We start from the raw sequence: 13,262 nt of genomic DNA on the forward strand, positions 1-13,262 counted from the left end.
CTGTCAGGGAATCCCGATGCCTGCCGTCAGTCCGCTCCGCCCCGCGGCCGAGCCGCCCGCCGATGCCCTTCGCCACGACTGGCGCCAGGACGAGATCGAAGCCCTGCTCGGCCTGCCGTTCCCGGAACTGCTGTACCGCGCCGCCAGCGCCCACCGCCGCCACTTCGACCCGGCCGAGGTCCAGGTCAGCACCCTGCTGTCGATCAAGACCGGCGGCTGCCCGGAGGACTGCGGCTACTGCCCGCAGGCGCAGCGCTACCACACCGGGGTCGAGGCGACCAAGCTGATGTCGACCGAAGCCGTGGTCGAGCAGGCGCGGCGCGCTCGCGATGCCGGCGCCTCGCGTTTCTGCATGGGCGCCGCGTGGCGTTCGCCCAAGGACCGCGACATCCCCAAGGTCGCGGCCATGATCCGCGAGGTCAAGGCGCTGGGGCTGGAGACCTGCGCCACGCTGGGCATGCTCAGCGGCGAGCAGGCCCACGCGCTGCGCGAGGCCGGGCTGGACTACTACAACCACAACCTCGACACCGACCCCGGCTACTACGGCGACATCATCCATACCCGCGGCTTCCAGGACCGGCTCGACACCCTCGGGCACGTGCGCGACGCCGGCATGAAGACCTGCTGCGGCGGCATCGTCGGCATGGGCGAGACCCGCGCCCAGCGCGCCGGCTTCCTGCGCGCGCTGGCCAACCTGCCCGCGCACCCGGACTCGGTGCCGATCAACCGCCTGGTGCAGGTGGAAGGCACGCCGCTGCACGGCAGCGCCGAACTGGACCCGTTCGAATTCGTGCGCACCATTGCCGTGGCGCGGATCGTGATGCCGCGGTCGATGGTGCGGCTGTCGGCGGGGCGCGAGTCGATGTCCGACGAGCTGCAGGCGCTGTGCTTCAGCGCCGGCGCCAATTCGATCTTCCACGGCGAGACGCTGCTCACCACCCCCAACCCCGGGGTCGACCGTGACCAGGCGCTGTTCGAGCGCCTGGGCCTGCGCGCGATGCACGTGGCGGTGGATGCCGACGGGCACGACCACGGTGGTACCGTACATGCCGACATCTCGACGGGGCCCGGCGCAGACGCGGCCGGCTCCCGCCCGGATGCCTGCGCGGCAGGGGGCCGCGGCTGAGGGGAGCAAGCCATGCCAGTGGACCGTCCCGACCTGCATGCCCGCGTGGCCGCGCAGCGCGAACAGCGTGCCGCGGCATCCGGCCGCCGCATCCGGCGCGAGGTATTGCGCCGGGACGGCGTGCGCTGCGAGGTGGCCGGCGCCGATGGCGCCCCCCGCACCCTGCTGAACTTCTGCAGCAACGACTACCTCGGCCTGTCCCAGCACTTCGCGGTGGTCAACGCGCTGCAGGACGCCGCCGCGCGCGACGGCGCCGGCGGTACCGGCTCGCACCTGGTCTGCGGTCATCACGCCCTGCACGGCGCGCTCGAACGCGAGATCGCCGACTGGCTGGAAGTGCCGCGCGCGCTGCTGTTCGACAGCGGCTACGCGGCCAACCTCGCGGTGCTGCAGTCGCTGCTGGGCGACGACGACCTGTGCGTGCAGGACCGGCTCAACCACGCCAGCCTGATCGATGCCGCGCGCCTGGCCGGCTGCCGCCTGCGCCGCTATCCGCACGGCGACGTCGAAGGCGCGCTGCGCCAGCTGCGCAGCATGGCGGAGTGCGCGGCGATGGTCGCCACCGATGGCGTGTTCAGCATGGATGGCGACCTCGCCCCGCTGCGCGAACTGGCGATCGCCGCGCGCGTGCAGAAGGCGCTGCTGTACGTGGACGACGCGCATGGCGTGGGCGTGCTGGGTCCCGACGGGCGCGGTTCGGTCGCCGCTGCCGGGCTCGATGCGATGGCGGTGCCGCTGCGCCTGGTGACGCTCGGCAAGGCGCTGGGCAGCCACGGCGCCGTGGTCACGGGCGAGGCCGACCTGGTCGACCATCTGGCCGAGACCGCACGGTCCTATCTGTACACCACCGCGCTGCCGCCGGCGCAGGCCGCCGCGGCGCTGGCGGCGGTGAAGCTGGCCCGGCGCGACCACTGGCGGCGCGAACGGCTGCAGGAGCTGGTGCAGCGCTTCCGCGTGCGCGCCGAGGACCACGGGCTGTCGCTGATGCCGTCGGACACGCCGATCCAGCCGGTGCTGTGCGGCAGCAACGCCAATGCACTGGCGATGGCCGAATCGCTCGAACGCGACGGCTACTGGGTGGCCGCGATCCGCCCACCGACCGTGCCCGAGGGCCAGGCGCGCCTGCGCGTCACCTTCACCGCCGCGCACGAACCGGTGCAGGCCGACGCCCTGGCCGATGCGCTGGCGGTCGCGCGCGACCGCGCCGCGCACATCGCGCCCAGCCACGCCGCATGACGCCGGCGCGTTCCCATCGCCGCGTCGCGCTGGCGGCGGTCGGCCTGGCGCTGCTGTCGGCGCTGTTCTTCACCATGACCTACGTGCTCAACCGTGCCAGCGCGTCGGGCGGCGGGCACTGGGCGTGGCTGGCGTCGCTGCGCTACCTGATCACGCTGCCGCTGATGCTGCCGCTGATGCGGTTCCAGGGCGGGATGCGCCCGGTACTGCGTTCGATCGGCGCGCATCCCTGGGCGTGGCTGCGCTGCGCGGGGATCGGTTTCGTGCTGTTCTACGTGCTGCTCTCGTTCGCCGCGTCGAGCGGGCCGTCGTGGCTGGTCGCCGGCTCGTTCCAGTTCACCGTGATCGCCGGGATGCTGTGCGCGCCGCTGCTGTATCGCGACGCGCGGCGCCGGATCCCGCCGGCCGGGATCGCGGTCGCGGCGCTGATCATCGCCGGCGTGCTGCTGATGCAGTTCGGCCACGCCAGCGGTGCGCTCGATCGCGCGGCGTGGATCGCGCTGGGCTGCGTGCTGGTCTCGGCGGTCGCCTATCCGCTCGGCAACCGCCTGCTGCTGCTGCACCTGGAGCGCAGCGGCGAGCCGCTCAATGCCACCCAGCGCGTGTTCGGCCTCACCCTCGCCAGCCAGCCGATGTGGCTGCTGGTGGCCGCGTACGCGGCCTGGACCGCGGGCCCGCCGGCGCTGGCCCAGGTGTGGCTCGCCGCCGGGGTGGCGCTGTCGGCGGGCGTGGTCGCGACGATCCTGTTCTTCCAGGCCACCGGCATGGTCCGCGACCAGCCGCTGGCGCTGGGTGCGGTGGAAGCGATGCAGGGCGGCGAAGTGGTGTTCGCGGTCCTGCTGGGCGTGCTGCTGCTGGGCGAGGCCTGGCCGACAGGCAGCACCCTGGCCGGCGCGGCGATCGTGATCGCCGGCATCGCCGCGTTCGCCTGGGTGGTGGCGCGCCCGGCCGCCGGCAGTGGCGACGTGGCCGCGCTGCGCACGGACAAGGGCGCATGAGCGACGAGCTGCACATCACGACCCGCGGCGCGGGTCCGGACCTGGTGCTGCTGCACGGCTGGGCCATGCACTCGGGCGTGTTCGAGGCGCTCGCGCAGCAGCTGGAAGCGCGCTGGACCCTGCACCTGGTCGACCTCCCCGGGCACGGGCACGGCCGCGACAGCGCGCTGCCGCTGGCGCTGGAGCCGGTGGTCGAGGCGCTGGTGGCGCGCGTGCCGCATGCGCTGTGGGCGGGCTGGTCGCTGGGCGGGCTGTTCGCGCTGCACGCGGCGGCGACCCGGCCGCACGCGGTCGCCGGCCTGGCGATGCTGTGCGCCAGTCCGCGCTTCGTGCGCGGCGAGGACTGGCGGCTGGGGATGTCGCCGGAGATCTTCCGCGGCTTCGCGCTGGGCCTGCGCAGCGACTGGCGCGCCACGCTCGACCGCTTCATCGCCCTGGAGGCGTTCGGTTCGGACGATGCGCGCCACGAGATGCGGGTGCTGCGCGAGGAAGTCTTCGCCCGCGGGCAGCCGGCGGCGCACGTGCTGGCCGACGGCCTCGAACTGCTCGAGACCACGGACCTGCGCCCCGTGCTGCCGACGCTGGCGATGCCGACGCTGTGGCTGGCCGGGCGCCGCGACCGCCTGGTCGACCCGCGCGCGATGCGCGAGGCGGCCGCGCAGGTGCCGCGCGCGGAGGTGGTGGTGGTCGAACACGCCGGGCACGCGCCGTTCCTGACCCACGCCGGTGCGGTCGCGGCCGCGCTCGACGGCTTCGCCGCGACTGCGTTCGCACCGCAGGCGCCGCGATGAGCCGCACGCCACAAGCCATGTTCGATGCGCGCCAGGTGCGGCGGTCGTTCTCGCGCGCGTCCGCCGGCTATGCCTCGGCCGCCGCGCTGCAGCGCGAGGTCGAGACGCGGCTGCTCGAATCGCTGGACCTGATCGCGCTCACGCCGGGCCGCGCGCCGGACTGGTCGCCGGCGGTGGTGCTCGACGTCGGCAGCGGACCCGGCCACGCCGCGCAGGCGATGCGCCGGCGCTGGCCGAAGACGCGGGTGGTGGCGCTCGACCTCTCGCACGCGATGCTGCAACAGCTGCCTGCGCGCGGCGGGCTGCGCGATGTGCTCGCGCGACGGCCGCCCGTCGACCGTGTCTGCGCCGATTTGCGCGCGCTGCCGCTGGCCGATGCCAGCGTCGACGTGGTGTTCTCCAACCTGTGCCTGCAGTGGATCGACGACCTGCCGGCCGCGTTCGCCGGCTTCCGCCGCGTGCTCAGGCCGGGCGGCCTGCTGCTGTGCTCGACCTTCGGCCCGGACACGCTGTGGGAGCTGCGTGAAGCCTTCGCCCGCGCCGACGACACGGTGCCGCACGTGAGCCCGTTCGCCTCGATCGCGCAGTTCGGCGATGCGCTCATGCATGCGGGCTTCCGCGATCCGGTGCTCGACCGCGACCTGCTGATGCGCGGCCATCCCGACCTGCCGGCGCTGATGCGCGAACTGCGTGCGATCGGCGCCACCAATGCGCTGCACGCGCGTCGGCACACGCTCACCGGCCGCGCGCGCTTCGCCGCGGCGGCCGCGGCCTACGAACCGCTGCGCGGCGCCGGCTTGGCCGATGCGCAGGCCGGTTTGCTGCCGGCGAGCTGGGAAGTGATTTCCGCGCTGGCCTGGGCGCCCGCACCCGGCGCGCCGATCCGCGACGCCGGAGGCGAACTCGCCAGCTTCCCCGCAGACCGCATCCGCGTGCGCAGGCGCGACTGAACCCGGCCACGGTCCTGCCGCCGCGCGCGATGCCGGCCACCCATCCGTAGCCCGGGCAAGCGCAGCGCACCCGGGGCAAAACCGCGCTGCGTCGCCGGTCACGCCCCGCGAACCCGGATGCGGCCTCCGGCCTTATCCGGGCTACGGCTGGCGCCCGGCGCCGCGATGACGTCTACCCCTCCGTAGCCCGGGCAAGCGCAGCGCACCCGGGGCAACTCCGCGCTGCATCGCCGGTCGCGCCCCGCGAACCCGGATGCGGCCTCCGGCCTGATCCGGGCTACGGCTGGCGCCCGGCGCCGCGATGACGTTTACCCCATCCGTAGCCCGGGTAAGCGCAGCGCACCCGGGGCGAACCGCACGTTGCATCGCACTCGCGTCCCGGGCATCCGGATGTGGCCGCTGTCGCGGTGGCGGCCAATGGGACGCCGCGGCCGTGCGGCACGGCGTGATTCAGACCGTCCCGCATAGACTCACGGCGCTCCCGTCGCCGTGAAGACACCCCTGATGAAACCCCTGATCGCCGCGCTGTGCCTGTCGCTGGTGCCCGCGCTCGGCGCGCAGGCGCAGTCCTCGCGCGTGGACCTGTCGGGCATCGATCCGATGCAGGTCATCGCCGGTGCCAACGACGTGCTGCTGCGCGCGCCCGATGCCGACATCGACCGCCTGTTCAAGGCGGTGCATTACGCGTCGCGCAACGAGCGCGAGGCGCGTGGCCTGTGCGCGCTGTTCGAACCCGACGCCGACCGCAGCCTGGTCGGCCTGCAGCGGGTGGCCAATTCGCTCGGGCCCGACAGCCGCCTGCGGTTCGTGGACGCGGTGACCGCGGTCGCCGTCAATGGCCTGCAGAACGCGCCGCAGGCGTACGAGCCGGCCGTCGGCGAACAGGCGCTCAAGGCCGCCACCGTCACCGGGATGATGCTGCACGACGGCTTCATGCTCGGCCTGACCAGCACCGGCCGCGACGCCGCCAGCCGCGACGCGCGCTGCACGGCCTTCCGCCAGCTGGTCGACGTGCTCGAGGGGTTCGAACTGGACCGGCGCGCAGCGGCGACGCGCTACCTGCTCAGCGAAGGCCTGGCCCGCTACGGCAGCGAACTCTGAGGCTGGTCCGACGGTGCCCGCCGATCGGGGCGGGTCCCGGACTCGCGGGCGCGAGCCAGATCGAATACCCGTGTCGCGGCCTCGACGTCAGCGAGGCGTGCGGGTCGGAGGTGGGGCCACGCGGGCGTCTCCGGTCGCATCCGCACAGGCCGGAGTGTCGTCTCGCCCATCGTTCCTGTCGCACGCGATCGCGCGCGTACCGGCCGCGGCCGGTACGCCCAGGCGCAGCAGGGGCGCCAGCGCCGGCCGCGTGGGCGCCTGCGCTGCAGGTGCCGCCGCAGACGCGGCAAGGGAGGTCCGCCGCGGCGCAGGCGCCGACGATGGAGGTCGCGCGGCACCTGGCGGCGCCAGCGGCTGCGCCCCGTTGCGGCGGATGCGCGGCGGCGCGGGCTGGTAGACCCGCACCCAGTCCACGTACATGCGCTGCGGGAACATGCTGGAGGTGTCCGGACTGCCGGGCCAGCTGCCGCCGACGGCGACGTTGAGCAGCAGGAAGAACGGCTGGTCGAACACCCATGGCCCGCGCGCCTCGACCTGGGCGCGGGTGAGGCTGTAGAACGGCTGGCCGTCGACGAACCAGCGGATGCCGGCCGCGTCCCATTCCACCGCGTACACGTGGTAGCGCGCATCGGCGCGCTCGCCCAGGTCGTGGGTGCCGCTGAAGGGCGTGTTGCCCGAATACCCGGGGCCGTGCAGCGCGCCATGGGTGAGCGTGGGCTCGAAACCGACGTGTTCCATGATGTCGATCTCGCCGCTCTGCGGCCAGCCGACCTGGTCGAGGTTGGCGCCCAGCATCCAGAACGCGGGCCAGATGCCCTGGGTCTGCGGCAGGCGGATGCGGGCCTCGATGCGGCCGTGCCGGAACTCGCGCTTGCCGCGCGAGATCATGCGCGTGGAGCTGTACTGGCATGCGCCGTACCAGCAGCTGGCCCCGGCGGGCGCGCCGCGGCGCGCCTCGATCACCAGCACCCGGCTGCCGGCCAGCGCGTCGTACTGGATGAAGGCGTTGCTGCCGTCGGTGTAGTACTGCAGTTCCTGGTTGCCCCACCCGTGCCCGCCGGTCTCGAACGTCCAGTCGTCGGCATTGGCGGTGTCGAACTCGTCCGACCAGGCCAGGGTGTCGAAGGCGGTCGCGGCGGGTGCGGATGCGCGCGGTCCGCCCGCCTCACGCGCGGGTAGGGGCGCGGCGCAGGCGGTGGAGGACAGGCAGGCCAGCAGCAGCGCGGTGCGCAACATGGCGGACGGGCGACAGGGCATGCGGCGTGCTCCGGACGGCTTGGGCAGGCGTCAGCGCACCTGCGCCAGCCAGTCCTGCAGGTTGTAGTGGTTGCTCACGCGCGCGATGCGGCCGTCGCGGATGTCGAAGAACGCACCGCCCGGCAGCGAGTAGCGCTGGCCGCGGGCCGGCGGCAGGCCCTCGTCGTCGGCCAGGTACTCGCCGTGGACCACGTACTCGGCGGCGGCGCGCTCGCCGTCGGCGGTCGCCATCACCACGATTCCGTGCAGCTGTTCGCGGTAGCAGCGGTCCATGCGCGCCATGAAGGCGGCGAACGCCTCGCGTCCGGTTTCGCGTGGGCCCTGGTTGGGATCGTGCACCACCTGTTCGTCCAGCAGCGCCAGCATCGCCTCGCGATCATGGCGGTTGAATGCGGCGTAGTAGGCCAGCACCAGTTCGGTGGCGCGGTCGTGGAGGCGGTTGCCGTCGATGCGCATCGCGTGGATCCCGGGCGCGCGGCGATCCGCGCGTCCGGGATGATAGCGCGGCGCAGTACTAGGCCCCTCGTGGTTCGCGCCACGGTTGCGCCGCAGCAGGGCGTGCCCTGCCGAGGGATCACGAGCGGACGGCCGCAGACGCGGCGCGCCGCACGCCTACTGCGGCGCGACCACCAGGTCGCGATGGAAGAAGTACACCTCGCGCGCAAGGAATTCCCAGCGGGTGCGGAACGAGCGGAAGCGCGTGCTCGGCGTCGGCGAGCCGACCGCGTCGATGCCCAGGCCGCGACACAGCCGCAGCGCACGCGCCATGTGCAGCGGATCGCTGACGATGATCGCGCGCTCGAGCCCATGCTCGAGCATCAGCCGCCGCGCCTCGAACAGGTTCTGGTAGGTGGTCTGCGAGGAAGACTCGATCAGGATCGCGTCCTCCGGGATGCCGGCGCGGATCGCGTAGCGCCGCGCCACCTGCGATTCGGCGAACCGCGCGCCGCCGCCGCCGTAGCCGCCGGTGAACACCAGGACGGGTGCGAACCCGTCGCGGTACAGGTCCAGCCCGTGCTCGATGCGGGCGCGGAACACGGGCGAGGGGACCGCGTCGTAGGCCGCGGCCCCGAGCACGATGATCGCGTCCGCGGCCCGCGCGTCGTCGCGTTCGCCGGTCCAGTGGATCCACGCCGCCACGCCGCACAGCCACGCCGCGGCGAGCAGCAGCAGCCGCGACAGCCAGCGCAGCGCGCGCCTGCGCGGACGGGCGGGCCGCCTCATCGCGCCGCCCACGGCAGGGTGTCGGGATCGACGTTGCCGCCCGACAGCACGATGCCCACGCGGCGACCGGCGAACCGCGCCGGTTGCGCCAGCACCGCCGCGAGCGCGATCGCCGCGGAGGGCTCCACCAGCAGCTTCAGCCGGGTGAGCAGCAGTCGCATCGCCGCGATGGTGTCGGCGTCGTCCACCGCCACCACCTCGGCGCCGTAGCCGTGCAGGATGCGGAAGTTCGGTTCGCCCAGGGTGCCGCGCAGGCCGTCGCAGACCGTGTCGGGCACGAAGTCGACGTCGCGCACGCCGCCGCGCAGCGAACGCAGGGTGTCGGCGGCGCCGGCGGGTTCGGCCAGCACCAGCGGCAGCCCCGGCGCGCAGCCGGACAGCGCGAGCGCGGCCCCCGAGGCCAGGCCACCGCCCCCGACCGGCACCACCAGCAGGTCGAGCCCGGGCGCCTCGGCCAGCAGTTCCAGCGTCGCGGTCCCCTGGCCGGCGATCACGCGGGCGTCGGCATAGGGGTGCACCAGGGTGGCGCCGGTGGCCTGTCGGACCCGTTCGCACATCGCCTCGCGTGCGGCGATCGTCGGCTCGCAGCGATGCAGCACCGCGCCCTGCGCCGCGATCAGCGCCAGCTTCGGGGCCGCCGCGCCCTGCGGCGCGACCACATGGCAGGCGATGCCGCGCCGGCGCGCGGCCAGCGCCAGCGCGGCGCCGTGGTTGCCGGACGAATGCGTGACCACGCCGCGCGCGGCCTCGGCGTCGGACAGCGAGAACACCGCGTTGCACGCGCCGCGGAACTTGAAAGCGCCGCCGTGCTGCAGGGGTTCGGCCTTGAACAGCAGCGAGGCCCCGGCCGCGGCGTCGAGCGCATCTGCGCGCAGCACCGGCGTCGCACGTGCGTGCGGCGCGATCCGTGCCGCGGCGTCCAGTACGTCGTCGAACTGCGGGAGCGGCGTGCTGGCGGGCATGGCCGACAGCCTAGCCGATCGTCGCGCCCCGTGTTCAGGAAGCACAACGCGCGCCCGGAAGGGTTAAGCACGGATTCAATGCGCCGCGCCGATGCTGGATCCTCGCATCACGGGGGATCCACCATGGTCCGCAGGTTTCTCATCGCCCTGGTGGCCGCGGCCGCCTTGGCCGGGTGCGCCAGCTACGACTACTCGCGCGGCTACGGCGGCGGCGACTACTACCACGGCGGCGCTTCCGACTATTACTACGGTCGTCCCTACGGCTCGCTGAGCCGCAGCGGCGGGAGCTGGTATGGCGGCGTCGGCTACGGCTATCCCTATGGCGGCGGTTACGGCGGCAGCTACTACCGCCATTCGCCGTACTACTCGCCGTATTACGGCGGCTATGGCTATGGCTATGGCGGCGGCTGGCCCTACTACTACCCGCGCCCGCCGCGTCCGCGTCCTCCCCACCGCCCCGACACGCCCGAACCCCCGGACGCCGCCGAGCGCGTGACCGGCGGCAAACAGCCGCCGCGCCGGCGCAGCGTGCCGCAGTCGCAGCCCCAGCAGGCGCAGATGACGCCGCGTCCGATCCGGCGCGAGATGGGGCAGCCGCTGTCGCGGCCGTCCATGCGTCCGGCGCCGCAGGCGCAGGGCCAGCCGGTCCGCCGTGCGCCGTCGCGGCCGATGGCGCCATCGCCGGCCCCGCGCATGGAGCCGCGCGCCGCGCCGCGCCCGACCATGTCGGCGCCGCGCCAGGAACCGCGTAGCGCGCCGCGGATGGAACGCCGGGCGATCTCGCGACCCGACCGGCGGCAGGAAGAATAGGTCCGGGACCACTTGCGCGACGCCCCGGGGACGTTCAAGCTAGCCGGGCTGACCGGATGCGTCGGATTCCGACGTAACCGGTCCTGAAAGAGACGAAAAGCGTTCCGCTTGTCGACACCCGGCGGGGGATACCGGATCCCCCCTGTTCCGCTCCCGCCGGGCGTCGGCGCCTCCTGACCCGAGGCGCCCGGCGCCGCCCCCCGTGGTTCGCGGTGCCCATGCAAAAGAATGGGGCCGGATGTCCCCCGACATCCGGCCCCTTTGCTTCCCCGGGTTGTGCATGGCCAGCCCTGTTCCAATCTCCGGCCGCGCCCCCCTTGGCGCTTGCCATCCCGGGTGCAGGGAGAAGGTTCGCAGGAAGCGTGCCAACTGCCCGCCGCTGCGTTGGATGCGGCTTGCGCGCCGGGACGGGTCCGCGAACAATCCGCGGCGCGTCCGACCTTCCCCGCGCACCTTCCGCGCGCCGACCCGATCCGCATGAGCCACGACTTCCACCGCTACGACGTCATCGTGATCGGCGGCGGCCATGCCGGCACCGAGGCCGCGCTGGCGTCCGCGCGCGCCGGCGCGCGCACCCTGCTGCTGACCCACAGCATCGACACCGTGGGCGCGATGAGCTGCAACCCGGCCATCGGCGGCATCGGCAAGGGCCACCTGGTGCGCGAGATCGACGCGCTGGGCGGACTCATGGCCAGGGCCGCCGATGCCGCGGGCATCCAGTGGCGGCGGTTGAACGCGTCCAAGGGCCCGGCCGTGCGGGCGACGCGCGCGCAGGCCGACCGCGCCCTGTACCGCGCCTTCGTCCGCCATGCGGTCGAACACCAGCCGGGGCTCACCGTGTTCCAGGCCGCGGTCGACGATCTGGTGATCGAGGGCGACGCCGTGCGCGGCGCGATCACCCAGACCGGCCTGCGCTTCGACGCACCGGCGGTGGTGCTGACCGCCGGCACCTTCCTCGCCGGCAAGGTGCATATCGGCGAGACGCAGTACGCCGCCGGGCGCATGGGCGATCCGCCCGCGACCACGCTGGCGGCGAAGCTGCGCGAGCGTCCGTTCGTGGTGGACCGCCTGAAGACCGGCACCCCGCCGCGCATCGACGGCCGCACGCTGGACTATGCGGTGATGGCCGAGCAGCCGGGCGACGATCCGCGCCCGGTGTTCTCGTTCACCGGCTCGCGCGACGACCACCCGCCGCAGGTGTCGTGCTGGATCACCCACACTACCGCGCGCACGCACGACATCATCCGCGGCGCGCTGCATCGTTCGCCGATGTATTCCGGCCAGATCGAGGGCATCGGCCCGCGCTACTGCCCGAGCATCGAGGACAAGGTGGTGCGCTTCGCCGACAAGGCCAGCCACCAGGTGTTCGTCGAGCCCGAGGGGCTGGGCGTGGTCGAGATCTATCCCAACGGCATCTCCACCTCGCTGCCGTTCGACGTGCAGCTCGGCCTGGTGCGTTCGATCGCCGGCTTCGAACGCGCGCACATCACCCGGCCGGGCTACGCGATCGAATACGATTTCTTCGATCCGCGCGGGCTGAAGAGTTCGCTCGAGACCAAGGCGGTGGCCGGCCTGTTCTTCGCCGGCCAGATCAACGGCACCACCGGCTACGAGGAAGCCGCGGCGCAGGGGCTGCTGGCGGGCGTCAATGCGGCGCGCTTCGCAAGCGACCTCGCGCCGTGGTCGCCGCGCCGCGACCAGGCCTATCTGGGCGTGCTGGTGGACGACCTGATCACCCATGGCACCACCGAGCCGTATCGCATGTTCACCTCGCGCGCCGAGTACCGGCTGCAGCTGCGCGAGGACAACGCCGACCTGCGCCTGACGCCGGTCGGCCGCGATCTGGGACTGGTCGACGACGCGCGCTGGTCGCGCTTCGACGCCAAGCGCGAGGCGATCGAACGCGAGACCGCGCGCCTGGGCGGCCTGTGGGCGTCGCCGAACAACGCGGCCGGCCGCGAGGCGATCGGCACGCTTGGCATCGAACTCAGCCGCGAGGCCAGTGCGCTCGACCTGCTGCGCCGTCCGGAACTCGACTACGCCGCGCTCGCCTCGCTGCAGGCGTTCGCGTCGCCGGCCCCGGTCGCTGCCGACGTGGCCGAACAGGTCGAGATCGAGACCAGGTACGCCGGCTACCTGCAGCGCCAGCGCGACGAGATCGCGCGTGCGCAGCGCAACGAGTCCACGACGATTCCCGACGGATTCGACTACGCGCAGGTGCGGGGCCTGTCGGCGGAAGCGGCGCAGAAGCTCGCACGCGTGCGCCCGCAGACGGTGGGGCAGGCGCAGCGGATCCCGGGCATGACGCCCGCGGCGGTCTCGTTGCTGCTGGTGCATCTGGCGCGCTGGCGCGCGCCCGCGACGGCCGCCTCACGCGCAGCCGGCTGAGTTCTTCCTCGCCCCGGGCGTCGCCGTCCTCGCCGGATCCGCCGCTTCGCGCCGGTGCTGGAAGGCGGTCGAATGCTCGCATTCGAGGAGTTGTCCGCCGCCACATCTGCGGAGTGAGCCGTCGCGCCGATCAGTCGGCGCCGGGGTGTCGCCGGCGCCAGCGCTCCAGCCGCTCGCGGTAGTCGCGCATCGCCTCGGCGTGCAGGTCGTACACGCACGGGTCGCAGCCGCCGTCGCAGCAGTCCGACGGCAGTGGCGGCTCCGGCGGTTGCGGGCGGGGATCGTCGTCTGCGGGCGCGGGCTGGTGCAGGTGCGCGGGCCTCGGGATGCGGAATGCCAATGTTCGCGCATGTCGATGTGTGCGCAACGTCCCGTTGTGCGATCGCGCACGACGCGGCGGCGAACGGAGCGGGGATCTC

At 73.5% G+C, this 13,262-nt stretch carries 13 protein-coding genes; 8 read left to right on the plus strand and 5 right to left on the minus strand.

Annotated elements, in window-relative coordinates:
• Nucleotides 1–16: 16 nt before the first annotated feature.
• The 6 genes from bioB (at nt 17) to QFW81_RS05230 (ending at nt 6,202) form a co-directional block, all read left to right on the plus strand.
• A complete protein-coding gene (gene bioB / locus QFW81_RS05205) occupies nt 17–1,126 on the plus strand; it encodes a biotin synthase BioB (protein ID WP_280577551.1) in 1,110 nt (369 codons plus the stop codon).
• A gap of 12 nt (nt 1,127–1,138) precedes the next feature.
• Complete coding sequence (bioF, locus tag QFW81_RS05210; RefSeq protein WP_280577552.1) at nt 1,139–2,362, plus strand: 8-amino-7-oxononanoate synthase; 1,224 nt, start codon at nt 1,139–1,141, stop codon at nt 2,360–2,362.
• Complete coding sequence (locus QFW81_RS05215; protein WP_280577554.1) at nt 2,359–3,360, plus strand: multidrug resistance efflux transporter family protein; 1,002 nt, start codon at nt 2,359–2,361, stop codon at nt 3,358–3,360. Before bioF ends, QFW81_RS05215 begins: the two co-directional genes overlap by 4 nt.
• A gap of 8 nt (nt 3,361–3,368) precedes the next feature.
• Nucleotides 3,369–4,151 (plus strand): pimeloyl-ACP methyl ester esterase BioH, encoded by a 783-nt coding sequence (bioH, locus tag QFW81_RS05220; protein WP_280577627.1) that lies wholly within the window; start codon nt 3,369–3,371, stop codon nt 4,149–4,151.
• Complete coding sequence (gene bioC, locus QFW81_RS05225) at nt 4,148–5,101, plus strand: malonyl-ACP O-methyltransferase BioC (RefSeq protein ID WP_280577555.1); 954 nt, start codon at nt 4,148–4,150, stop codon at nt 5,099–5,101. The genes bioH and bioC overlap by 4 nt, the downstream gene beginning before the upstream one ends.
• Before the next feature lie 504 nt (nt 5,102–5,605).
• Nucleotides 5,606–6,202 (plus strand): hypothetical protein, encoded by a 597-nt coding sequence (locus QFW81_RS05230; protein WP_280577556.1) that lies wholly within the window; start codon nt 5,606–5,608, stop codon nt 6,200–6,202.
• A gap of 87 nt (nt 6,203–6,289) precedes the next feature.
• Here QFW81_RS05230 and QFW81_RS05235 read toward each other — a convergent pair whose 3' ends face one another.
• The 4 genes from QFW81_RS05235 to QFW81_RS05250 form a co-directional block, all read right to left on the minus strand.
• The gene (locus QFW81_RS05235; RefSeq protein ID WP_280577557.1) at nt 6,290–7,459 is read right to left on the minus strand and encodes a glycoside hydrolase family 16 protein; all 1,170 of its coding nucleotides are present in this window, start codon (nt 7,457–7,459) and stop codon (nt 6,290–6,292) included.
• Between the two features lie 30 nt (nt 7,460–7,489).
• The gene (locus QFW81_RS05240; protein ID WP_280577558.1) at nt 7,490–7,915 is read right to left on the minus strand and encodes a ketosteroid isomerase-related protein; all 426 of its coding nucleotides are present in this window, start codon (nt 7,913–7,915) and stop codon (nt 7,490–7,492) included.
• Nucleotides 7,916–8,071: 156 nt separating this feature from the next.
• Entirely contained in the window at nt 8,072–8,683 is a 612-nt protein-coding gene (locus QFW81_RS05245) for a YdcF family protein (RefSeq protein ID WP_280577559.1), read from the minus strand.
• A complete protein-coding gene (locus QFW81_RS05250) occupies nt 8,680–9,645 on the minus strand; it encodes a pyridoxal-phosphate dependent enzyme (RefSeq protein WP_280577561.1) in 966 nt (321 codons plus the stop codon). The genes QFW81_RS05245 and QFW81_RS05250 overlap by 4 nt, the downstream gene beginning before the upstream one ends.
• A 123-nt stretch (nt 9,646–9,768) precedes the next feature.
• On the opposite strand from QFW81_RS05250, the gene QFW81_RS05255 reads away from it, so the two are divergent.
• Together QFW81_RS05255 and mnmG are read left to right on the plus strand one after the other, a co-directional pair.
• Complete coding sequence (locus tag QFW81_RS05255; protein ID WP_280577563.1) at nt 9,769–10,455, plus strand: hypothetical protein; 687 nt, start codon at nt 9,769–9,771, stop codon at nt 10,453–10,455.
• Between the two features lie 477 nt (nt 10,456–10,932).
• Nucleotides 10,933–12,843 carry a tRNA uridine-5-carboxymethylaminomethyl(34) synthesis enzyme MnmG gene (gene mnmG, locus QFW81_RS05260; RefSeq protein WP_280577564.1) on the plus strand — a complete coding sequence of 637 codons (1,911 nt, stop codon included), beginning with the start codon at nt 10,933–10,935 and terminating at the stop codon, nt 12,841–12,843.
• A 130-nt stretch (nt 12,844–12,973) separates the two neighbouring features.
• On the opposite strand, the gene QFW81_RS05265 is transcribed toward mnmG, so the two are convergent.
• Nucleotides 12,974–13,183: an oxidoreductase-like domain-containing protein gene (locus QFW81_RS05265; RefSeq protein ID WP_425603981.1), complete on the minus strand. Its 210-nt coding sequence runs from the start codon at nt 13,181–13,183 to the stop codon at nt 12,974–12,976.
• Nucleotides 13,184–13,262 lie beyond the last annotated feature (79 nt).

The organism is Luteimonas kalidii (genome assembly GCF_029887935.1).
Lineage (GTDB): Bacteria > Pseudomonadota > Gammaproteobacteria > Xanthomonadales > Xanthomonadaceae > Luteimonas > Luteimonas kalidii.

Excerpts from the sequence above, each read along its gene's own strand:
- bioB (WP_280577551.1), top strand. The coding sequence starts at position 17 with ATGCCTGCCGTCAGTCCGCTCCGCCCCGCGGCCGAGCCGCCCGCCGAT.
- bioF (WP_280577552.1), top strand. The coding sequence starts at position 1,139 with ATGCCAGTGGACCGTCCCGACCTGCATGCCCGCGTGGCCGCGCAGCGC.
- QFW81_RS05215 (WP_280577554.1), top strand. The coding sequence starts at position 2,359 with ATGACGCCGGCGCGTTCCCATCGCCGCGTCGCGCTGGCGGCGGTCGGC.
- bioC (WP_280577555.1), top strand. The coding sequence starts at position 4,148 with ATGAGCCGCACGCCACAAGCCATGTTCGATGCGCGCCAGGTGCGGCGG.
- QFW81_RS05230 (WP_280577556.1), top strand. The coding sequence starts at position 5,606 with ATGAAACCCCTGATCGCCGCGCTGTGCCTGTCGCTGGTGCCCGCGCTC.
- QFW81_RS05235 (WP_280577557.1), bottom strand. The coding sequence starts at position 7,459 with ATGCCCTGTCGCCCGTCCGCCATGTTGCGCACCGCGCTGCTGCTGGCC.
- QFW81_RS05240 (WP_280577558.1), bottom strand. The coding sequence starts at position 7,915 with ATGCGCATCGACGGCAACCGCCTCCACGACCGCGCCACCGAACTGGTG.
- QFW81_RS05245 (WP_280577559.1), bottom strand. The coding sequence starts at position 8,683 with ATGAGGCGGCCCGCCCGTCCGCGCAGGCGCGCGCTGCGCTGGCTGTCG.
- QFW81_RS05250 (WP_280577561.1), bottom strand. The coding sequence starts at position 9,645 with ATGCCCGCCAGCACGCCGCTCCCGCAGTTCGACGACGTACTGGACGCC.
- QFW81_RS05255 (WP_280577563.1), top strand. The coding sequence starts at position 9,769 with ATGGTCCGCAGGTTTCTCATCGCCCTGGTGGCCGCGGCCGCCTTGGCC.
- mnmG (WP_280577564.1), top strand. The coding sequence starts at position 10,933 with ATGAGCCACGACTTCCACCGCTACGACGTCATCGTGATCGGCGGCGGC.